The sequence below is a fragment of the Paenibacillus sabuli genome, from assembly GCF_014705605.1.
Lineage (GTDB): Bacteria > Bacillota > Bacilli > Paenibacillales > Paenibacillaceae > Paenibacillus_D > Paenibacillus_D sabuli.
This window is the reverse complement of the sequence record NZ_JACXIZ010000025.1, coordinates 1-20,616: the sequence shown is the minus strand read 5'-3', so window position 1 is coordinate 20,616 and position 20,616 is coordinate 1. Positions and strand designations below refer to the sequence as shown.

18 protein-coding genes, 1 tRNA gene and 1 pseudogene are annotated in these 20,616 nt (G+C 54.0%); 11 read left to right on the top strand and 9 right to left on the bottom strand.

The window, feature by feature from the left end; all coding sequences use genetic code 11:
• Positions 1–11: 11 nt before the first annotated feature.
• On the bottom strand, positions 12–1,079 hold the full coding sequence (locus IDH44_RS15110; protein ID WP_190919039.1) for a helix-turn-helix transcriptional regulator: 1,068 nt from the start codon (positions 1,077–1,079) through the stop codon (positions 12–14).
• A 127-nt stretch (positions 1,080–1,206) separates the two neighbouring features.
• On the opposite strand from IDH44_RS15110, the gene IDH44_RS15105 reads away from it, so the two are divergent.
• The 3 genes from IDH44_RS15105 to IDH44_RS15095 all read left to right on the top strand — a co-directional run bounded on the left by IDH44_RS15105 (position 1,207) and on the right by IDH44_RS15095 (position 3,690).
• Complete coding sequence (locus tag IDH44_RS15105) at positions 1,207–1,986, top strand: class I SAM-dependent methyltransferase (RefSeq protein WP_190919037.1); 780 nt, start codon at positions 1,207–1,209, stop codon at positions 1,984–1,986.
• Complete coding sequence (locus tag IDH44_RS15100) at positions 1,976–2,623, top strand: saccharopine dehydrogenase NADP-binding domain-containing protein (protein WP_190919035.1); 648 nt, start codon at positions 1,976–1,978, stop codon at positions 2,621–2,623. The genes IDH44_RS15105 and IDH44_RS15100 overlap by 11 nt, the downstream gene beginning before the upstream one ends.
• Before the next feature lie 638 nt (positions 2,624–3,261).
• Positions 3,262–3,690 (top strand): SRPBCC family protein, encoded by a 429-nt coding sequence (locus IDH44_RS15095; RefSeq protein WP_190919034.1) that lies wholly within the window; start codon positions 3,262–3,264, stop codon positions 3,688–3,690.
• On the opposite strand, the gene IDH44_RS27405 is transcribed toward IDH44_RS15095, so the two are convergent.
• Positions 3,581–4,054, bottom strand: a complete 474-nt coding sequence (locus tag IDH44_RS27405; protein WP_190919033.1) for a HEPN domain-containing protein — start codon at positions 4,052–4,054, stop codon at positions 3,581–3,583. The two genes, IDH44_RS15095 and IDH44_RS27405, sit on opposite strands and share 110 nt — an antisense overlap.
• A 115-nt stretch (positions 4,055–4,169) precedes the next feature.
• Positions 4,170–5,093, bottom strand: coding sequence for a helix-turn-helix transcriptional regulator (locus IDH44_RS15085; protein ID WP_190919031.1), 924 nt, complete (start codon positions 5,091–5,093; stop codon positions 4,170–4,172).
• Positions 5,094–5,190: 97 nt separating this feature from the next.
• Between IDH44_RS15085 and IDH44_RS15080 the strand changes: the two genes are divergently transcribed.
• Positions 5,191–5,661, top strand: a complete 471-nt coding sequence (locus tag IDH44_RS15080) for a VOC family protein (RefSeq protein WP_190919029.1) — start codon at positions 5,191–5,193, stop codon at positions 5,659–5,661.
• Positions 5,651–6,214 carry a YdeI/OmpD-associated family protein gene (locus tag IDH44_RS15075; RefSeq protein ID WP_190919028.1) on the top strand — a complete coding sequence of 188 codons (564 nt, stop codon included), beginning with the start codon at positions 5,651–5,653 and terminating at the stop codon, positions 6,212–6,214. Before IDH44_RS15080 ends, IDH44_RS15075 begins: the two co-directional genes overlap by 11 nt.
• Positions 6,215–6,264: 50 nt before the next feature.
• On the opposite strand, the gene IDH44_RS15070 is transcribed toward IDH44_RS15075, so the two are convergent.
• The 4 genes from IDH44_RS15070 to IDH44_RS15055 all read right to left on the bottom strand — a co-directional run bounded on the left by IDH44_RS15070 (position 6,265) and on the right by IDH44_RS15055 (position 11,431).
• The gene (locus IDH44_RS15070) at positions 6,265–7,953 is read right to left on the bottom strand and encodes a hypothetical protein (RefSeq protein ID WP_190919027.1); all 1,689 of its coding nucleotides are present in this window, start codon (positions 7,951–7,953) and stop codon (positions 6,265–6,267) included.
• A gap of 74 nt (positions 7,954–8,027) precedes the next feature.
• Positions 8,028–8,900 carry a carbohydrate ABC transporter permease gene (locus IDH44_RS15065; protein ID WP_190919025.1) on the bottom strand — a complete coding sequence of 291 codons (873 nt, stop codon included), beginning with the start codon at positions 8,898–8,900 and terminating at the stop codon, positions 8,028–8,030.
• Positions 8,901–8,917: 17 nt separating this feature from the next.
• The gene (locus IDH44_RS15060) at positions 8,918–9,874 is read right to left on the bottom strand and encodes an ABC transporter permease (protein ID WP_190919024.1); all 957 of its coding nucleotides are present in this window, start codon (positions 9,872–9,874) and stop codon (positions 8,918–8,920) included.
• Positions 9,875–9,922: 48 nt separating this feature from the next.
• Entirely contained in the window at positions 9,923–11,431 is a 1,509-nt protein-coding gene (locus tag IDH44_RS15055) for a type 2 periplasmic-binding domain-containing protein (protein ID WP_190919023.1), read from the bottom strand.
• Positions 11,432–11,732: 301 nt separating this feature from the next.
• Between IDH44_RS15055 and IDH44_RS15050 the strand changes: the two genes are divergently transcribed.
• Positions 11,733–13,886 carry a helix-turn-helix domain-containing protein gene (locus IDH44_RS15050; RefSeq protein ID WP_190919021.1) on the top strand — a complete coding sequence of 718 codons (2,154 nt, stop codon included), beginning with the start codon at positions 11,733–11,735 and terminating at the stop codon, positions 13,884–13,886.
• Positions 13,887–14,113: 227 nt separating this feature from the next.
• Here IDH44_RS15050 and IDH44_RS15045 read toward each other — a convergent pair whose 3' ends face one another.
• On the bottom strand, positions 14,114–16,039 hold the full coding sequence (locus tag IDH44_RS15045) for a clostripain-related cysteine peptidase (protein WP_190919020.1): 1,926 nt from the start codon (positions 16,037–16,039) through the stop codon (positions 14,114–14,116).
• 215 nt (positions 16,040–16,254) lie between these two features.
• Between IDH44_RS15045 and IDH44_RS15040 the strand changes: the two are divergent.
• From IDH44_RS15040 to IDH44_RS15030, 3 genes and pseudogenes are all read left to right on the top strand, one after another.
• Positions 16,255–16,509, top strand: a pseudogene (locus tag IDH44_RS15040) (catalase/peroxidase HPI); the annotation flags it as partial.
• A gap of 103 nt (positions 16,510–16,612) precedes the next feature.
• Positions 16,613–18,556 carry a hypothetical protein gene (locus IDH44_RS15035; RefSeq protein WP_190919018.1) on the top strand — a complete coding sequence of 648 codons (1,944 nt, stop codon included), beginning with the start codon at positions 16,613–16,615 and terminating at the stop codon, positions 18,554–18,556.
• Positions 18,557–18,592: 36 nt separating this feature from the next.
• Entirely contained in the window at positions 18,593–19,114 is a 522-nt protein-coding gene (locus IDH44_RS15030; protein ID WP_190919017.1) for a hypothetical protein, read from the top strand.
• A 632-nt stretch (positions 19,115–19,746) separates the two neighbouring features.
• Here the strand turns inward: IDH44_RS15030 and IDH44_RS15025 are convergent.
• Positions 19,747–19,819, bottom strand: a tRNA-Ala gene (locus IDH44_RS15025).
• Positions 19,820–19,941: 122 nt separating this feature from the next.
• On the opposite strand from IDH44_RS15025, the gene IDH44_RS15020 reads away from it, so the two are divergent.
• Together IDH44_RS15020 and IDH44_RS26980 are read left to right on the top strand one after the other, a co-directional pair.
• Entirely contained in the window at positions 19,942–20,271 is a 330-nt protein-coding gene (locus IDH44_RS15020; protein WP_190919016.1) for a hypothetical protein, read from the top strand.
• Positions 20,272–20,371: 100 nt separating this feature from the next.
• Positions 20,372–20,524: an S-layer homology domain-containing protein gene (locus IDH44_RS26980; protein WP_190919014.1), complete on the top strand. Its 153-nt coding sequence runs from the start codon at positions 20,372–20,374 to the stop codon at positions 20,522–20,524.
• The last annotated feature ends 92 nt before the right edge of the window (positions 20,525–20,616 follow it).

Sequence of the window (20,616 nt, the reverse complement as noted above, 5' to 3'; positions counted from 1 at the left end):
TTCTATCCCGCTTAACTTTTCAATTCCACAGGCACACCGGACCCCGACAGGATCCGCCACATCACCTCCCGGCGATTGGTCGCTCCGGTTTTGGCGAATATGGATTTCATATGGTCCTGAACCGTATGACTCGAGATGTTGAGCTCGGCAGCGAGCTCTTTGGTCGACAATCCCCGGAAGAGCAGCGCGGTAATTTGTTTCTCCCGTGCGGATAAGGCATACGCATCGGTGACGAGAGGCATGAAATCGCTCGACTGGGCCGGTTCAAGCGAGACCGCGAGCTGAATCGATCCGATAGCGTCCTTCAAATGATGGGCACGAACGGCCAGATACCCGATATCCGGTATTGGGATACAGACATGCGCTCGGGACTCCGTCTGCGGCTTCAGTGCACGGGCGCATACGGCTTGCACGGTACATGGCAAGCTGTCTGAGGACAGCTGTTCCATCTGTCGCAGATGCGACAGCCAGTCGTGTGCGGCAGCATTGCTCGCCAGGCAATCAAACTGCTCCGTGAGAAGAAGCATCCCCCGCCCGGTGTTCATCGTTGCAGCGGGATCCGGCAACGCAAGCCCGGCTGAACGCAGTACTCGGGCGACAGACGGGACAATGGCCTGGATACATTCACAATCCTGCTCATTGAAGCGGGGGTGATGTGCGCGCCGGAACAAGGTCAAGTACCCCCAGCAGGCTCGGTCGATGACAAGTGCAGCACGCAGTTCATCTCCGAATCCGGCTGGCTCCAATACCTCTCGAAAGCGCCCACTCCGCCTCAACGCTCCCCCGGTTGAGAGGCTAAGCGCGCGCACCGGTTCAGTTGAAGCGACGATTTCTTCATAAACATTGAAGTCGGATTGCGTATATTCATGCCGGAACAGGTCATGATGAATCGCTTCCACCCCTTCCTCGAACATAGCCCCGGTGGACAGCAGCGTATTCGGATCCACCAGGGTGCAGCAGGCTGCATCGAACGGCACGATGGGACGCAGCAGTTCGAGCAGGGCTTTGCGATACGCCCAGGAGTCGGCCGCGCTCTTCTCTAATTGCTTGATCATTCGGGTGACGGTTGAACGCATCATCAGCCTCTTCCTTTCCATATCCCCTGTTTATGGGATAGGTTTTTTCCTACTATTCATTATACTTGAACATGAATCCCGATTTCATGGTATTGCCCAATTCATCATACAACAGAAGGAGTTCACCGCCATGTGCAAAAACGACGACGCGAACAAATCGCAAATCAAATCGAGCGAAACAAAAGACACAATGAACTGGCAGCACGACGTGGCTGTGCAATATGAGCAAACCATTGCTCAAAAAATTGCCGGGTATGAACTCTTGCATCACACGATGGAACGCATGCTCACCGGTCATCTGGCGCGTACAGCCGTTGATACGGAGTCCGCACGGCTGCTTGTCGTCGGCGCCGGCGGCGGGCAGGAACTGGCCTTGCTCGGGGCACGCCATCCCGGCTGGCAGATGACCGGCATTGATCCGTCTCCATCCATGCTGAGCGCAGCACGTGAGCGGATCGCGCAAGCGGGCTTGGAGGAACAGGTCCGGTTGCAGTTGGGGTATGCCAAGGATTTGCCGCATAATGCGGGCTTCGATGCGGCGATCTGTATGCTGGTGTTGCATTTTGTGCAAGGGATACCGGCAAAACGCGCGCTTCTTCAGGAAATTCATGCGCGTCTTCAACCGGGAGGCATCCTGCTATGCTCCACGATTTGCGGAGAGCCCGCAAGCGAAGCCTTCCGCTGCCAGATGGCAGGCTGGCGGCAGCATATGCTTCATGCCGGCTTAACCCTGGAAGACTGGAATCGCTTTGCAGGCACAATTGGCGTACAGTCCGATGTAATTGCTGCGCATCAGATCGAGCGCTTGCTTCGAGATACGGGATTCGAGACGACTGGTCGTTTTTTTGGTTCGTTTCTTATCGAAGGCTTTTTTGCAATCAAAGGAGGGGCAATCGGCAATGAAGGATGAAATTGTGGTCATTGGCGGATATGGGAATGTCGGGGGGCTAATCAGCCGCGCACTCGGTGCGAGATGGCCCGGAAAAGTATATGCTGCCGGCCGCAATCTTTCTCGCGCCACGCAATTTACCAGCGCCACCTTCGGTCAGATCAAGCCGCTGATGGTCGATGTTCAAGATGACGCCCATGCACGCCTTCCCGCAAAAACGCGACTCGTCGTTATGTGTCTGGATCTGCAGGATACTCGATTTGCAGAGCGTTGCCTCCACCACGGAATTGATTATGTGGATGTCTCCTCCAATCTCGATTGTTTTAACAAGATGGAGCAAATTCAACAACAGGGCAAGCTCTGGAGCGCAACGGCCGTCCTGAGCGTAGGGCTTGCTCCGGGCTTGTCGAATCTGATGGCCAAAGCGGCGGCCCGCCTGCTGGAGCAGACCGCGCGCATCGACATTGCTGTCCTGCTGGGTCTTGGCGATGTACATGGCAGGGCCGCAATGGAATGGACGGTTGATAGCCTGCATACCGTGTATTCTGTAATGGAACAGGGACAAGCCCTGCAGGTGCGCAGCTTTACAGATCCCAAACGTTTTCAATTTGGCGCGCACCCTGAACATCCCGTCGGCTTCCACCTATTTAAGCTTTGATTCCGCGTCGTTCACCCGCATCAGCGGCTGGCTGCAGCGGATGCGGGGATTCAATCTGCTGAAGCTGCCTGGGGGTCGCAAGCTGGCTGTCGGCGCGCTCAGCAGATTCAAAATGGGCTCAGATGTGTGCGCGTTAAGCGTCTGTGCCGCAGGGAGCAGACAAGGCTGCCCGTATCAAGTTCAGGTGGGCCTGGAATCCCATCGCGAAGGAGAGCTGACCGCGCGCGCTGCCACCGCAATCGCGGCATTTGTCTATACTTGCTCGCTGCCCAAGGGGATTTATCATAGCGAGCAGCTCTTCAGCGCGGACATCGCCCCGACGGGTCAGCTATCGATTGCGGTAGACGCGGAGCACGGGCATTCCGGTTCCCAGGCAAGCCATACCACGATTACGGACGCAACCTGCTGGGTGCAAGAGGAAGCCTGCCCGAAACATTGCTCCCCGCCATCTGATCGCTGATGACATGCAACGTCGACGCCTTTTGCTGGATATGCCTATTGCGTTGCATTGCATTGAAATCGCCGTTGCGTAAGGGGGAACCGTGTAGAACCAGTTGCCGAATAATCGCAATTCATAAGAAGTCTTGCTTGCAACAAACCGCTATAATTTAGAAAACGTAAAAAGAGGAGGAAGCCTCATGGCAGATATTGAACACCTGCAAAGCATTCATGCACCTGCGGCAGACGTATACAAGGCCCTCACCACAGCGGAAGGGCTAGCCGAAGTGTGGACCCGCGAGCTTACGGTCTATCAAGAGGTTGGATCAATCCACGAATTTCGGTTTGGCGGCCATGACTTGACGAAGATGCGAATCGTGACCTTGAAGCCAATGGAAAAAGTGGAATGGACATGCACGGAGTCCGACCCGGAATGGGTGGGCACGACCATCTCCTTCGAATTGCATGAGCGTCGCGGCAAAACAAATATCCTCCTGCGGCATAGGCACTGGAGGGAAATCACCGACTTTTACCGCTCCTGCAATTACAACTGGGCGATGTTTTTATATAGTCTAAAAACCTATTGCGAAACCGGGCGCGGGCTGCCGTATCAGGACCGGACGTTCTGACTTGCTCCATTAAATCGGATACCTTATCTTTTGAAAAGCTAACCGTCACACTATAGTCGGCCTCTGACCGGTGATCCATTAGTCGATTATACAACTTCACTAACTCCAGTGGCATCGTGCCTGTTGCACCGAGATTTTTGTTGACCCATCCCCGGACGTAGGTATGCTTGCTACTTACATTTTCACCCTTCGTTAATATTAATGCTGTCACATATTGAAAAGCAGAATAATACAAAGCACTGACGCAGCTATCATATAGCTCGGAGCCAAACGACAGCTCAGCAGTTTGAATTTCTGTTCTGCCTTTCCTATGTTTTTCTTGGTTGGTTAGCGACTTGATTTCCGAAGGAGCATATGTGCGCATCATTTTTCCCCCTGAACAAGGATACTGCTATCAGTATATCCTAATTTTTCATGTGCAGCATCCTGCAATGGACTCCCACACCCGGGCGGGGCTTGGGCTGGCCATCGCCAAGTCGTCAACCCAGGCTTTTTGTATAGTTCGCCATCATTTCAGCTAAATAAGATCGAAATTCTTCCACATAGATTCGGGGCTCCGTAATTCTTAAATTCGTACCGAAACCTGCTAAAAATTTAAATCCGGTCGTATTATGCGGAATCGAGAAAGCAGCTGACCAATATTCCGAATTATAGGGCGCAATACACGTTCTGCCGAACCTTTCAATGAATTGATCTTTGATGCTGGGGGAGATCAAGGCCTTGACCGCAATGAGCGGTGGCTGATCGCCCGTATCGCGTTTTGCTTCGGACCAATCCGCTCGGACTTGAAACGTTGTTTCTTCCATGCTGAGCTGCTCGATCCGGGATAATTTGAACGTTCGGTATTCCTGACGATGCAGACAGAATCCTCTCAAGTACCAGCTCCTTTCGCTGAAATGAAGCGCGTAGGGCTCCACCCTTCGATTCGTTCCTGCACCATGCTTGTCGATGTAAGCAAAGGAAACGAGCGTGCTTTTCCATATGGCTGCTTGACAGGCTTTTATGGTGTCCAGCATTTCGGATCTGCCTTCCCAATCATAAAAAGATAGCTGAACGGAACGCTTCAGCGGCAATGCGCCAACCATCGCTTCCACTTTTTTAATCGTCCGTTCCACTTCTTCGCTCACCAGGATTTGTTCCAAGCCGCCGAGCGCAGTCAGGATATGCTCCAGATCGGAATTGCTCAAAAGCCGTTTGTCCACCTTGTACGCTTCCATAATGCCGTAGCCGCCATTTACGCCATGTGCAGCATAGATCGGAATGTTGGCCAGACTCAGCGTTTCCATATCGCGCAGAATCGTTCTTTTGGAGACATCGAATAATTCCGCAAATGCAGTGGTTGACACCACCTCTTTTTTTAGCAGGATCATGATGATCGATATCAGTCTCTCCACCTTGTTCATGACCGACCTCTTTTTCATGTATTTTGAGAATGGTGACGATATGCTGTCACCTTTCGTCCATTATACTACAGGTATCACAAAAAGGAGGTTTTGGTTCATGTCCGCGATTGCCTATTTGAATTTTGATGGAATAGCCGAACAAGCGATTGCCTTTTATGCGGAGGCCTTGCATGCGACAGAAGTCAAAAAAGTAAAGTTTAAGGATTTCCCGCAAGACCCGAATTATCCGCTGCCGGAAGAGGAGCTGGAATTGATCATGGAGTCCTCCATCGCATTTGCAGGCGGACAGCTCATGATGTCGGATTTGCTGCCTTCCATGAAGCGCACCACCGGCGAGCTGGTCCCAGGAAACAACGTGTGGATCAGTTTAGTCATCGAGGATATCCAAGCGTTGGAGAAATACTTTGCGCGATTGTCTGTCGGCGGCCATGTGATCATGCCGTTGTCGCAGACACCTTGGTCTTCATGCTTTGGCCTGCTGGCAGACAAATTCGGCGTCTGCTGGAAATTCAATCGCGACGCAGATCGATTCCTGGATCAAGTGATCGCCGGCAACAATGGAAATTGAACATCGGATTGCAGCAACTTCGAGGCAGGCGCTCAGGGCTTGGCTGCAGGAACATGGCAATACTGAAAATTGCTGCTGGGTCCTGGTTACGATGAAGCCGGCCCTGGATCGGGTGTTGTATTTGGACGCGGTCGAGGAAGCGTTGTGCTTTGGATGGATCGATGGCCTCAAGAAGAAAGTATCCGAAACGGAGACAGCGCAGCGGCTGTCTCCGAGAAGGAACAAAAGTTCATGGACGGAGCTGAACAAGGCGCGGGCCCGTCGCCTGGAAAAGCTCGGCCTGATGACAGACGAAGGCAGACGCGTGCTTCCCGATCTGGACCCCGATGCATTTCGAATCGATGATGCGATTGAGCAGCGGTTGAAGGAGGATGAGCAAGTCTACGCGCATTTCCTGGCATTTCCCGAGTTATATCGAAGGGTTCGGATCGATACCATTCAAAGCGTCAGGCAGCAGCCCGCATTATTCCAGCACAGACTGAACAAATTGATCAAAAATACAAGAGAAAACAAAATGTACGGGCAATGGCACGATCACGGACGTCTTTTATGACGAATGGCGCGTTCTTCGCGTGAATGCGTCGCCGCATTCGGCTCGCATGCTTACGCTTCCTCATACCCGCGAATGCGAATGATGCGCTTCGACGGGGTCACCGCATTGAATGCCAAATGCAGCGCATCCTCGCTCAGCCGATCGCCCCGTATGACAGGCTCGCGATGACGCGGTCCTGCCTCCGGCGTCGATACCGCCAAGCAGTCGCCGCCGCACGCATACACCGCTTCTCCGCCTTCCCACATCAGCAGTCGGGGTTGTGCTGCGGGCAAGACAGAGCCGCTCAATTGTCCTTCCTTGGCGAACATGCACACCGCTTGCAAAAAGACGTGGGGCGGCCCATCGGCCTCCCACTCCACTTCCACACCGCCTTGAATCAAACGAATCTCGATATCGAGCTCCAACCGGGAGACATGGGACTTCTCGCGGAGCTGATGCGGCATCTCGACGTACCTGCCGCCCAGTCCGCTAGTGTGAAGCTCCGGCAACGGCTGCCGGTAGTGGCCCTCCAGCTCGACGTGGAGGCGGTAGATGCGGTCATCGACGCGCACGATGGTCGGGAATGACGCGCCGCCCATGCCGAACCATCCCGCCACGAGCTTCAGCCCCGTCATCCGTGCCTGGCCGTACTGCACATACAGCCACTCCGGCTGAGCAGCCATCACAGTCACGCTCAGCTTGCCCTCGCGGTGCCGCAGCACCGGGGCGCCGTGCGGATGCCCTGCGGGCATGCCGCGGTATGGCACGGTCTGCGGTACAGCGGCATGATTGCCCTCGCCGTATAACACGGTGTACGATTCCGATAGCGCGGACGCCGGCTCGGGATGCCGCAGCGCTTCGGGATACAGGAGCCGGTACAGCAGCAGGTTGGCATCGGCCCGCTCCAGCCCGCTATCTGCGGCCGCTTGCGCGAGCGAGGCCATGGTCGCATCGCGATCCTGATGCGCCATGAGCCGGCAGATGATGTAATACCGGGCATTAAGCGGCATCGTGCGCGCCCGGTCTTGACGCCCCGAGTATTCCGTCACTACCGCATTGCCGGGATGCAGCATATGCGTCATCATGTACAGGTTGCGCCGGATGGCCTCCAACGACGCAGCGTGGCCGAATTGGACCGCTACATCGTACAGATGGATGGCGCAGACCGGGTTGTAGACGGCATTGCTGCGCTCCGTCCACTCGCCATACGCCGTCAAGTCGAACCCCTCGCTTAAATAAGCAAACGCCCGCTCGCGAAACGCCTGGCCGCCGAATACGGCTTCCATCCTGGCCAGCGCGCCGCACATGACCCACCGATGATTGGGCGTATGTACGCCGCCCTCGAGCAGGCAAGGCGCGGCGCGGCTCATGAATTGCCGCAGCGCCTCGCCTGTCGTCCGCAGGCGGTCGTCTCCGAGGCGGCTGATCGCCTCGTATTGCAGGGCGACGCGGTGCACCGCGAACGCGGTGTCCGGCGGCGAATCGATATTGCAGTCCATGAGTGAGACACACCCGCTGGCCAGCTGCGTATCCAGCAGCCCCTGCGCGGCTTCCTCCAGATCAGGCAATAGCTCCGGACTGCCGGAATAGGCCGATTCCGGGTCGAGATACAACGGCAGCAGCAGGTCGAGATGACGCAACCGCACGCTATAATTGTGTGTATCCGGGTAGTCGCACATCCGTCCGTTCGCTTTCCATGTCTGCAGCTCGCTCGCCAATAGCCGCTCTTCGCGACTGCGCACAGTTTCCCATATCGTCATTTACGTTTCCCCTCCATCGTTCGCGAACGCGACGCCTCTGACGCGCGCCTTACAAGCGATCGCGTCATTGGTCTTTATCCTTTGATTGAGCCGATCATGACGCCCTTTGCAAAATACTTTTGCAAAAACGGATATATCAGCAAGATTGGCAAGGTCGCGACGATGACCATCGCCTGTTTAACCGTCACCGCGACTTGATGCAGATTCGCTACATCGTCCTGAATGACTTCCTGGTTGTTTAATTGAAGGATGAGTTGCCGCAGCAACACCTGCAGCACTTGATTTTGTTCGCTGTTAATATACAGCACTGCCTGAAAATACGTATTCCACTGATTCACCGCATAAAATAGCGTCAGCGTCGCAATGACCGGCAGCGAAGTCATGACGACGATGCGGAACAGAATGATCAAATCGTTGGCGCCGTCTATTTTTGCCGATTCCTCCAGCTCCTGCGGAATGGTGCGAAAAAAGCTGACCATGATGATGACATTAAATGCCTGAATCGCTTGCGGAAGCATCAGCGCCCACAAGGTGTCGAGCAGGCCGACCTCGCGCACGACCAAATAGTTGGGCACGAGACCGCCGTTAAAAAGCATGGTGAAGAACACCAGGAACAACATGACGGTCGAACCGGCCACTCTTTTTTTGGACAGCGGATAAGACAGACAGGTGGTCAAAATCATACTGATTGCCGTGCCGAGCACGGTAATGACAATCGTGTTAGCAAATACGTTCAAAAAATTGCGGCGTTGAAAAATCGTCTCATACGCGGACAAGGTAAACCCTTCGGGCCAAAACATGAGGCCGCCCTCCGTCACGACGTGCGCGACCGATACCGATTTGACCAGCACGATCCATAACGGAAAGAGCATGAGCGCCGCTATGGTCCCGAGTATGATGACATTCAGTCCGTCAAAGATCCGACTCGCTGTGAATGGCTTACGCATGGCACATCCCCGTTCTGCTAAAATAAAGAATGTTCGCTCGTTTTTCGGGAAAGATAGTTGGTCCCCAGTACCAGCAGCAGCCCAATGACGGACTTGAAAATACCGACCGCCGTTGCGAAGCTGAAGTTGCCTTGCACGACCCCCACCTTGTATACATACGTATCGAACACCTCGGCCACATCGCGTACAATGGCGTTGCCCATAATATACAGCTGATCAAACGACAGGTTCAGGATTTGACCGAGCCGCAGAATGAGCAGGATGACAATCGTCGACATAATCGAAGGCACCGTAATGAAGCGCATTTGTTGCCACCGGTTGGCCCCGTCCATCGTCGCCGCCTCGTACAGATCCGGGTTGATCCCCGCCAGCGCCGCCAGGAAGATGATCGTTCCCCAGCCAGCATCCTTCCAGATGCTCTGGATGGTAATGATTCCCCAAAACAAGCTTTTGTCCAGCAGCGGCTGTACGTCGAACCCGAGCCATTGGATCATATGCGTGACGAAGCCGGTGGAACTCATCAGCGTGATCGTCAGGATGCATATGACTACCCAGGACAAAAAGTGAGGCAAGTAGAGCAGCGTCTGCAGCACCCGTTTGTACAATGAAATGCGCAATTCGTTGAGCATCAGGGCCAGTGCGATCGGCGTCGGAAAGAAAAACACAATATTCAGCAAGCTGATCATCATCGTATTGCGAAAGACAAGCCAAAAATCCGGATGGCTGAACAGCCGCTCAAAATGCTTGAACCCGACCCAATCGCTGCCGCTGAAGCCGAGAAAAGCATTGTAATCCTGAAACGCAATCGTGATGCCCAGCATCGGGAGGTAGTGAAAAATGAAATAGTAGATCAGCCCCGGCAGCGCAAGCAAATACATGTACCGATCCATGATCAGTCGCCTGCCTGCGCGCCGCCATATGCCGGAGCGACGTTGCGCGAAGCTGGCCGTGTGCAGTCGGGCGGCTTCCTTCATGGCTGATTCCTCCTTCGTCGTTTAACGGCGCAACGCTATTGCATCCGCTTACATGGATTCGGCGATTTCCTGGACGATTTGCTCGCCGTTGAATCGGGCGTACCATTCCTGGACGACGTCGTCCCACTTCTCGATTGCAATCTGACCCATAATCGCTTGAATTTCGCGATCAAGGATATACTGATCCGATTCGGTGGCCACACTTGTCAGCGCTTCCGAGAACAGGGTCTTCGTTTCGTCGTATACCAAGTACGGTTCATTCATAGCATGGGCTTCCCGAACAATATTCTGGCTCTCTTCGCTTTTGCTGCGATCGATGTAGACTTCGCTTGTATCCTGAATCGGGGCCGTGTTCAAGAACGCCCATGGCGAATCGCGCTCGAATACGCTCTGGTTCAATTCCACATTTCCGTCCTGGCCCGCCTTGTGATGCACATCGACAAGCCCCGAGTCACGGAACACCTTGCCCGCTTGGCTGGCACCAAAATCGAGCCACTTCATAATCGCTTCCAGCTTACGCGGATTCTCTGCCGCGTCCTTTGACAGATACGCGCCCCCCTCGTTGACCCGCGCCCGGATCCCCCGGTCGCCGTCAGGGCCGCTCACAGCTTCGAAGCCGACCAATCGGGCATCGGGATTACTTTTTTGCAAGCCGTCCTCGAATTCATATACCCGGGTCGCATAATGCATGAAAATGCCCGCTCGCCCTTCCACAACCACCTTGTTTTGAGCCAGAATGTGGTCGGTCACCGCAAAGTCGGGATCAATTGCGCCTTCGCGGAACAGGCGCTGCATGTACGCCAAATAATCGCGGTATCCGGCGGATTCAAAATACGGAATGACCTTGCCGTCCTCTTCCATCCATTGGTTGTCGACGCCGAACGCCATTTTCAGGCTCCACGTCCCATCCAGGTTATTGCCCGCAATCTGAATGCCGTACGTATCGTCCGTGCCATTGCCATCCGGATCGTCATCGGTGAAGGCCTTGGCCACCTCGTACAGTTCTTCGGTCGTTGTCGGAGCGTCCAGTCCAAGACGATCCAGCCAGTCTTGCCGGATCAATGGAATATCCTGGCTTGCAATCGGATTGCGCACGTCCGGAATCGGATAGATCTGACCCTGATATTTGGTCGTATATAGCTGCTGCTGCGCTTCTAAATTCGCATAGCCCTCGATATACGGCTCAAAGGGAACGATGGCTTCGGCCTGAATGAGCGGGATCAGAAAATCATCGACCTTTCCCCATTCAAATACGTCGGGAATTTCGCCGCTGGCAATCTTGACCCGAATTTTATCCTCGTAGATTTGTTCATAAATCTCAAAGTTCAAGTCCGCCCCTGTTTGCTCGCGCAAAAACGCAAGCGCTTTGTTGTTTTCCATGGTCGGCGTACCATACGGCAGAGATGAGCTGAGAAAAAAATGGACCGAAACGCGTTCTTCTTTCTCCGTCTCCCCCGCCTTGCCGGCCGGGGGCTGGTCCGACGCTCCCCCGCCGCTGCACGCGGATAGAATCAAGACCATTGCGCCTGGCAGCCATCCTTTTACACGTGTATTCAACCTGTTCCACATCCTTTTCATCTGGCGTTGCCCGCATTATCCCACGAGCCCGCGGCCAGGCTCAATAATGAACCTCAGGTTTGAAGGAAATTAGACCAATTGATAGCTTTATCATTTGCGTCATTTGCAGCGCATGCAGAAATTGACCATTATTTCATGCGCAATTTTGTATATAATAGAAGAGATCACGATATGCCAGGCGGGGGTGATGGTCATGTCCTCACGTAAAATACGCAGTATCGCCAATATACTTGCAATCTGCATTGTAAGCACTTTCACCCTGAGTTTGATATTGTACCACTTGTCTGCCGAACAGCTCAAGCAAGTCGTTTTCGAAGCGCAGTCCTCCAATTTGATCAGTGCCGGAGATCAGGTCGACAACTTGCTGGAACGAACCAATCAATCGATCATTCAATTCGAACGTTCGCAGGAATACCAACGTTGGCTGCACATGGACGAGACGGAAGCGCATCGTTCTCCTCCAGTCGATCTGATTCGCCAGTTGCAGACGATGCACGCCTCCCTGACCCATGTCGACAATGTCATGCTGGTGGACACCCGGCTCAACAAGCAGTATGCCTCCAACAGCACCATGAATTTTGGATTCGGCGAGCGCTACGAAGAGCAGCTGACGCGATTTGCCGAGCTCGGACAACGCCAAGCCTTGCTCGGCGTATCGGACGAGACGCGTTTTTATACGTTTTACGTGCAGACCCTGCCGCTCTTCCGAGCCGACCCGCCCAAGGGCTATGTCGTCGTGCATTTCAATCCGAATTTTTTTAGCGAGATTGTGCGCAATCGACAAAGCCAGGGCAACTATATGATTGTCGACCAAGAGCATCGCATTGTCCGCAATAGCGGGCTGCTTGACGATGCGGCGCTCCAAGCTCACTTGCCCGCCGAGCTGTGGAGCCGTATTGCGGCCGCTCCGCCGGAGCAGGCGGCCGCCCTCACACACGACGGCTTCTATTATTTGTACATGACGCCTCGTCAATCGCAGTGGAGCTATGTCTACGCGGTAGAGGAGCAGATGCTGCTGCAGCCGATTCGCCAGATGCGCACTGCGACCACCGCCGTCACCGCCATCCTGCTGCTGTTCTCGCTCGGGTTGTATACGGCGTCCATTCAGTGGTCCTGGAAGGGATGGAAGCGGGTGGCACGCTTGCTGGAGCATCAGGACGCCAAGCTCCCCCCTCACGGGGATGAATTCGAGCTGATGGGGCAGCGCATCAGCGGTATACTTAGCCAGCAAATGCTTTTGGAAGAAAAAATGAAGCATTTTCTTCCGGAGGTCAAAGAAGCGTTTTTGGGGAACGTCTTGCGACGCGGCGTGCGCTCGCCGCAGGAGCATGAACGTGTCAAGCAGTACAATATTCCATTGGACGGGCGTCCCTATCGCGTGATGGTCCTGGAAATGGACGATTATCAGGCCATGCTCGATCTGTATGACGAGAACGACATGCACAAGTTCGAATACGGCGTAATTTGCGTCATTCGCGAATCCTGCGTCGAGCACGACCTTGCGTGCAGCGCCCTGAATATTGGCGGCGGCCGGTTCGCCGCGGTCATCGAATGCTCGGGTTCTGCAGGCCAGGCCCCCTCTTTATGGCACACGCTTCAAGCCGTTTCGCAATTTATCAAAAATTATTTCCCGTTTACGGTGACCATCGGCCTCAGCTCGTCGCGCAGCCGCCCCCGCCACGTCAATCTGTCTTACGTGGAAGCCGGTGACGCGCTGCGCCAAAAAATGATTGCCGGAACAGGCGGCATTCTGGCGTATGAGACGACTATCGCGGGTGTGCAAGCCGGGACGGCTCCTGCGTGGCGAGAACTCGAGAACGAATTGATTCAGGCGGTGCAAGCGGCCGATCGGGAGCACGCTTACGACGTACTGGCCCGGATCGACACGGTCGCCCTGCAAGGCCAAGGCGATCAGCACTATCGCGGGTTGCAGCACCAGTTGATCGAGCTTGCCCTTGTGCTGTGGCGGGAGCTGTCCGCAGGCAGGCCGTTTCCTTACGAAATCGACAGTCTCCTTCAGTTGTCCACGCTTCCGCAGTGGACGGCCTGGATGCGCGCGAATTGCGTCGATCCGCTCATCGATCAGCTGGCGCATGAGCGTCGTCGCCAATACGAGAAGATTTGCGCCTGGATTACGCAGCATCTGGAACGACGGTTCGAGGACGACTTGCGGCTAAGCGACGTCTGCCGCGAGCTTGGCATTTCTGTTCAACTCGCCAAGCAGGCGTTAAAAGACATACAGGATACGACCTTTTCGGAAGCGCTGTTTCACATTCGGATGAACAAAAGCAAAGAGTGGCTGCAAAACGGGGAAATTCCCCTTGAGGAAATTGCGACGCGCCTATATTACAGCAACGCCCAGAACTTCTCCCGCGCCTTCAAGAAGGTTGTCGGCATGCCGCCGGGGCAATATCGGAAAGCAGCGCGCTCCTGACAGGTTCTCCATGGGAACAGGGGAGGCATGATGCATTCGACAACCTGGCCATCGACTGGCGGCGCCTCTTACCTCCCAGATAGTCAGACCCTTTACAGGCGCCACGTCGAGCGAGCATCGCCATACTGACTGCCTTCATGGGTGGTGGGTGGCTATCTCTGATTGATTCACACAGCGCTTGCGCTGGAAGCGCCTGTAATTCGGGGGCTTGATTGTATGGCTGGCGCTCAATCCTCAAGCTCAAATTCGATAAAATCAGTAAGGGTTTCGTTGCCGGCATAGTCCACCAGTGAGAATCCGTACAAGTATGAGCCGTTCGGTAAAAAATCATAGGCAAGTTCGATGGTCGCGCCGACCGTGAACGCATCACCGTCAACGTAGCCGTCTTCCGTGTCGGTATAATAGTAAAATTGCGGAATGATTTCGTCCCCCCTTTGTACGGGAATCATATTTTTGTCGGGCATCCCCGTCTCTCCGGAAAGACCGCCCCACGCACCCAGAACCTCGAAGCTCCCTTGTTCGATGTCATAGTGGACCAGGATATCCATGTCCTTCCCATTCAGCTTAACCGGGATGGCGTAGCGAATGTAGTCCTCTCCCTGAGTCAACAACTCAAGCGTGACGAAATTGCCGTCCCACATCAGCCATTCGCCGGTGAAGTCGTCGCGAATGATGCCCTGCTCCCAATCGACATCCACATAATGGTCGTAGCCAAGGTAGAGCATCGGACTCTCGTCGCCGTCCTCCTCGCTCACATACATCGAGACGATCGCATAGATCTGCTCGATCCGCTCCAGTTCATACGGGTCTACGTATACTTCATACGGGGCATATTCGTCATCGTCTTCGCTATATCCGAATTCTAGTCCGTCGCGCATTGTCACGTTCACAGCATCCTCGCCGTCCAGCATTTCATTGACATATTGTTCGAGGAAAGAGACGTACGTCTGTGAAAAACCGATATTGGAAAAAAGCTGCAAATTGTCTTCGAAATTGGCCTTGTTTCGGTGTGGAAAATAGATGGACAAGCCGGCTGCGTCCGGCCGTCCGACGCTATTGACATTGTAAATTACCGCCTTCTGCAACGCGTCTTCCAGGTTCTCCGCCGTCTCAGGATAGAGCTCGGCAACATTGCGCGTCAGAGCAAGCAAGTCGACCATGTCGCTCGATTCGTCCGGCGAGGAGGCCCCGCCGTACTCCTCCGCGCGACTGCGACCGTTGGCGAATCGGTAGAAGTTGGAGCGGTCGACCGAAATAACAGACGCAGCTTCATCCACCAGCGCCTCCAGCGCGACAACCACATTCCCGGTCTGCGCCATATCAATCACCGATAGCGTGATATTCTTCTCCTGACCGTAGTCGACGGCGTGCGCCTGATAGGTATCCGCAATCCATTGCCCCAGTTGTGCACCATTCGCTCCCGGCTGCTCGGACAACCTGTCGAACACTGCGGCATAATCCCACCCGTGCCCCGGCTCCAATTCCTCCGAGGCCACCATATAACGGCTGTATGGACTGAGCATGAAGGCTGTCTCCACATTCGCCATCAGACATGCATCGAACCCGATCAGCTCGAACTGCTCGCCGGTCTGCGCGAAAGCCTCATCGAGTCCGGCAACCAGCTCGTCCAGCGTCAGGGAATCGTAGTCATACCATTCGTCCGAGCCGAAGCCAAGCACCGAGCCGCCGCCATGATTCCACATAATCAGTCCGTATTTCTCGGCGGGATAATGCGTCGTTCCCCAGACGACAAAGTCTGTCAGCGTATCCGCATCGCCGATGTTGCGCCGGCCAACGTCCTCAAGATGATACAGTTCTCCATTCTCGATCAACCAGCGCTGATTTTGCTCCCCGTCTACAACCGTATTGGCCCAGGCCAGAGTCCCTCCTGTCTCCACCACCACACGCACACGCTCGCCAGAAGTACCGGAGATCATCTCGTCGAGATCGGCCGTAGCTGCGCCGTCGCGAGCATCGGACTCCTCGTCATAGGCACTTTCCAAATCAGAGCCATTCATGTAGACCAGAATCGTATATTCCGCCTGATTGTCGAGCGGGTCATTTGCGGCTGTGCCCGCATACTCCTCTTGCTCGGACGTCCGTGCATCTTCGCTTCCAGCGACGAAGTCTGTGCTATCTTCATCTGGTGTCATTCCCACCCATATTATGATACCCAGAGCTAGCGCTGCAGCAATCCCGCCCCATTTTCGTTTCGTCATCCCGTCGTTCCCGCTCCCAGACTTTTTCTTTCCATTATAAGTCTCTCTGTGAAAGTGAGCAACGACATTTTTCGACATAAATCTAATCGAAAATTTCGGCCTCTTTTCCGAAGCAGAGAAAAACTTGCTTTGAATTCCGGCCTGTCTACAAAATGACTGCACTGATCGGCGGTTTGCGCGTGCTCGGCGCGAACTACGCCGATACACGAAATGGCGTCTTCACCGATCGCCCCGGCGTGCTCACCAATGATTTTTTTGTCAATTTGCTGGATATGCGTGTCGCATGGCGGCCACAGACGAACGGCTTGTACGAAGGAATGGATCGCATGACAGGCCGGCGCCTGCGCACCGCAACCAGGGTCAAAATCATGAATGCGGATCGCTTCGATCTAAAGAAGAATTAATTCGTGCGACCAGTAATCCGATTGCCTCCTGCTCGTCCGGTTTTATGCTATAATAATCGTACTTGCATCAGCGAGAATGCTACGGACCTGATATGACTCCTGCATGTCCATTGCGGTATTCCTTGGAAATGGGCTGAAGAAACAATTGACTTGGAAAGGAAGAACTTCAATGGGCCAAGGCTTGATGGCTGACAAGTCGCATCCTCGCTTAGTAACACTCGAGAAAGGGGCGCCAGTCGCTCCTCAACAAATCAACTCCGCTCATTCCGGCGGCATTTCAAAGCGTGGAACAATAGATGTGATGCGTCAGTTGCAAGCCTCTGTGGGCAACCAGTCAGCACTTCAAATGATGACAACACCGTTACAGCGAATCGGGAACGCGGTCAACCAGCGTCCGCCTCGAAATGCTCCCATGGCGATTCCCATCGCTGTACCGGTTGCCCCTGTGCCACAGGCGATCCCTCCGCTCCCGCAGGCGATCCCCCCTGCGTCCTCCCAAGCGCCAACAGGCCTTGGCTTGATGGGGCATAGGCTGCGTGAAGCGTCTGCCAATGGCACTATGGGTCAAGCAGAAGACTATCAAGCAGAAGATATTGCATTCGACAATATCAATGCTCTATTGGATATCTCCAGCGCCGGTGTTGGCGGACAATCCGAAGTGTACGACGATTTATCCGACTCGCTGAAGGACTCCATTGAGGAAGGCGAGAAAAATCAGCAAGACGTCTCCAAACTGAAAGACGACAAGGCACGAGCGGATCATCAAAACCAGAGGCTTGGCGTCGCCGCAGGCCTTCTAGATGTTGGAGCTGGATTTATCGGACTCCTCAACATGAAAAAAGCCATTAAAGAATCGAAAAACAGATCCGAGACGGCCGGAGCGCTTTATGAAGGTTTGGAGAGCGGGCAGAAAGTATTTAGCGGCGTGGCAAATGTGGTCGACAATGCCGCCAAGCTAGAGGGGCATGAGGACGGCATCGGCTCTTCCGAAGCAGTGGCGGGCTACTCCGGCAGCATTGGCGACGCGCTGTCCTCTATTAAGAGCGCCTTTTTTATGGTCAAAAGCATTTTTGAACTATATAGAGAGGCGAATTCCAATGAAGGATTGTCAAAAAAGGAACTGTTTAGAGGCGGTCTCGATGTGGTACAAAACGGGTTGGAAGCCGCTAGCTCGGCTGTCAAAACGGTCAAATCTATTCTGGAGATTCTGGAGTCCGGCGTTGGCAAACTAGGACAGGTCATTCCCGGTATTGGAATAGCAATTAGCGGGATTAAGCTTACAATTAAAGTATATAACATGATCCAGTGGAATACATCGCGGGGAAAAATGACCCAAATTAAGCGTGATTTCAAAACGAAATATGCAAGTAGCGGTGTAGTCGTGCACAAATCCTATTCTTTGTTTGGAAGACGGCTGCATGAATCACAAGGGACAAACAAGCTCTTGCTTGAGCAACGAAAGAATGAACTGGCGGCTATCCTGGACCCGGCAAATGCTGCTACAGATGCGGAGAAAGAGCAAGCGGAACTGGAATTGAATGACATTGAGGATTATAGCCTGGCGAAGGAAATGAAAAACATCAATCAGAAGCGTATGACGCGGGCTGGCATTGAAGCGGGTCTGGAGATGGCGACGATAGCGGGAGATATCGCAACGCTGAGCGGAGCTGCCTCGGCTGTCGGCGTTAGCCTCAAAGCGGCAGCTGGCGGAGCGAAAGTGGGCATGGGCTTGTTTAGACGAATGAAGCAGTTCGGTCGCGATAAGGCTGCCAAGCAAGATTCATCCCGGGTATGGTCGGCGGTTTTCAACGCTGAGAAATCATCCGATAAGAAGCATAATAGACGGAGCAGAGATGCAGAGCTTATCCTTAATATGGTATCGAAGCTTCCGGATCGGGCTAATACTGAGGAAGAGCGCGGACAATATAAGCGTGTGTTGAATTACATAGAAGCAACAGGCTGCAGCACTAAAGCGTTGTTTAGAGAAAATGGCGATGTCATTAAACAACGCGAGCTGTTAATCGAAGCAATGAAAAAGCGGGATTAACTGAATGGAACAAAATCATGAAGGGAGGCTCCCAGGATGATATCAGAACAAGAGCATGCTAAGCAACTGGCAGAGCTGGGAGGGATGCAACTTGCATTTCAGCGTGAGGGATTCCAGTCGGAATTGCTAGAGCGAACACCTGATATCCCGTTGCATGTGCTGCTTTTGCCACTTGGCAAGGATGCAGCCGGAAGAGATCGCATTGTAAACTTGAATTTCCAGCCCCTCCCTGATTCTGACATTGAATGGATTAGACTTCTGCAGATGTATACTACGGTTCCGTGCGATATAGCTGAAGGGAGACAATCGGATGTGGAGCATTTCCTCCATGTCATTAACGGACGCATACCCCTTGGCTATTTTGGCATTCAGAGTACCGGGGAGATCTATGTGCGCTACGTCTGTAGCGTCCCTTCATCCAGTATGGTGTCATCGGACGAATTGTTAGAAGTGCTGTCTATCTTTCATTATGTGCTGGAGATGTTCCCGGAACGCATACAACAGCTTGCGAGCGGCGATATCGCTTTAGCGGACGCACTGCAAGCATTGAATCGTTAATAGAAACCCAGCCAAAATACCGGCTTGGCTGTCAACGCTCACGCATTATGTCGATGAAAGAATCACCGTCAATGACGTGAGCGTTTGTGCGTCAGGCAGGCCAGTAAGTTGAATCTCCTAATGCCAATCATCAAGGGGGAGGGGCGGAAAACGGCAGGTCACCCTGCCGCCCCCCGTTGCCGCTCCATATCGGTGAGCACGCGGCTAATCTGCATCGCTTCTACCACTTTCGTCTCGTTTCCTTCGGCCTCAAATAGGACCTGGCTGCAGATCTGGTTCACCACGCGCTGGTACAGCCGCAAAATCATCGATTACGAGCTTTCACGTGATGGCTCTCCAACAATTCCAGGTAGTCCGCATTCGCCAAGCACCCGGAATCCCTTGTGTTTAGCGGCTTTATATTAGATGGAGCATAGGGGATGTATGAATCTTGTTTAAATTGGCTGACGAAGCCTATACGACGAAGCAGATCCCAGCGGTGATTCAGACGCCGTGCTCGTACGTTTGACGTTTATTCTTTGATACATTCCTTTCACTCCCTGCCAGCGGGCGAACTCCTTTTGGGGTTCATCTCCCCTATGCAACCCATACAAAAAACGTCACCCTGTTACAGGATGACGTTTCTTTTTGTATGGAGCCTAGGGGGATCGAACCCCTGACCTCATCGCTGCCAGCGATGCGCTCTCCCAGCTGAGCTAAGGCCCCTTGTATTGTGGCGACAAGAAATATCATACCATAATCTGCAATGTTCGTCAATTGCAAGCTCAAATTTTTCTTCTATCTCCTTCTCCTATGCGGCTCCGCCACACGCCTCGCTACATTCCGCAATGCGGAAGAAACGCCCATCTCCAAGCGACGGCACGCATACGGTCACGTCGGAGACGCGGCAGATTGCCGTCACCGGCGGTCGCGACCGCTCGGACCTGCGTCTGAACGTCCGGGATGGCGACATCCTGAGCGGCACGCAGCTGCTCAAGGGCACGTCCGAGCATGCGCCGTGGCATGAGCTGACCTTGGCCCTGGACGGCGCGCCGCTGGCGCAAGACACGTATGCCGCACTGGAGAGCGACGCTTACTTTGCCTTCGAGGCGACCAGCGTCAATTATTATTTCAAGAACGGCGTCACTATCGACGAGGAATGCTCCTATAACTGCTGATGCTGGTGCTGCAACTGCCGCTGATGTCGCTTCCGCTTACGCAGCGCATCCGTCTACTCCGGCCGTTTCGGCAATTGCTGCCGATCGCGAGTTTGTCGATATGGACGAGGCGTCGATCTGGGCGCAGGACGCGATCCGCGACGCGCAGGCACTCGGCCTGATCGACGGCCGCGGCGCAGGACGCTTCCAGCCCCAGGCCGAGGTGACGCGGGCCGAGACGGCCAAGCTTTTGGCGAGTCTGTTAGACAAATAGTCGCAGACGTACGAGAAAATTCTACTCAAGCTGCATAACTTGCAAAAAAACTGCCGACTTCCGACAGGAAGTACGGCAGTTTTTTGATCTGC

What these genes read in the sequence shown, in the direction of transcription:
- IDH44_RS15020 (WP_190919016.1), top strand. Translation starts at nt 19,942, where the DNA reads ATGCGGAAGAAACGCCCATCTCCAAGCGACGGCACGCATACGGTCACG.
- IDH44_RS15075 (WP_190919028.1), top strand. Translation starts at nt 5,651, where the DNA reads ATGGAAATTGAACATCGGATTGCAGCAACTTCGAGGCAGGCGCTCAGG.
- IDH44_RS15085 (WP_190919031.1), bottom strand. Translation starts at nt 5,093, where the DNA reads ATGAACAAGGTGGAGAGACTGATATCGATCATCATGATCCTGCTAAAA.
- IDH44_RS15095 (WP_190919034.1), top strand. Translation starts at nt 3,262, where the DNA reads ATGGCAGATATTGAACACCTGCAAAGCATTCATGCACCTGCGGCAGAC.
- IDH44_RS26980 (WP_190919014.1), top strand. Translation starts at nt 20,372, where the DNA reads ATGGACGAGGCGTCGATCTGGGCGCAGGACGCGATCCGCGACGCGCAG.
- IDH44_RS15105 (WP_190919037.1), top strand. Translation starts at nt 1,207, where the DNA reads ATGTGCAAAAACGACGACGCGAACAAATCGCAAATCAAATCGAGCGAA.
- IDH44_RS27405 (WP_190919033.1), bottom strand. Translation starts at nt 4,054, where the DNA reads ATGCGCACATATGCTCCTTCGGAAATCAAGTCGCTAACCAACCAAGAA.
- IDH44_RS15110 (WP_190919039.1), bottom strand. Translation starts at nt 1,079, where the DNA reads ATGATGCGTTCAACCGTCACCCGAATGATCAAGCAATTAGAGAAGAGC.
- IDH44_RS15045 (WP_190919020.1), bottom strand. Translation starts at nt 16,039, where the DNA reads ATGACACCAGATGAAGATAGCACAGACTTCGTCGCTGGAAGCGAAGAT.
- IDH44_RS15080 (WP_190919029.1), top strand. Translation starts at nt 5,191, where the DNA reads ATGTCCGCGATTGCCTATTTGAATTTTGATGGAATAGCCGAACAAGCG.
- IDH44_RS15035 (WP_190919018.1), top strand. Translation starts at nt 16,613, where the DNA reads ATGTCCATTGCGGTATTCCTTGGAAATGGGCTGAAGAAACAATTGACT.
- IDH44_RS15070 (WP_190919027.1), bottom strand. Translation starts at nt 7,953, where the DNA reads ATGACGATATGGGAAACTGTGCGCAGTCGCGAAGAGCGGCTATTGGCG.
- IDH44_RS15030 (WP_190919017.1), top strand. Translation starts at nt 18,593, where the DNA reads ATGATATCAGAACAAGAGCATGCTAAGCAACTGGCAGAGCTGGGAGGG.
- IDH44_RS15100 (WP_190919035.1), top strand. Translation starts at nt 1,976, where the DNA reads ATGAAGGATGAAATTGTGGTCATTGGCGGATATGGGAATGTCGGGGGG.
- IDH44_RS15065 (WP_190919025.1), bottom strand. Translation starts at nt 8,900, where the DNA reads ATGCGTAAGCCATTCACAGCGAGTCGGATCTTTGACGGACTGAATGTC.
- IDH44_RS15060 (WP_190919024.1), bottom strand. Translation starts at nt 9,874, where the DNA reads ATGAAGGAAGCCGCCCGACTGCACACGGCCAGCTTCGCGCAACGTCGC.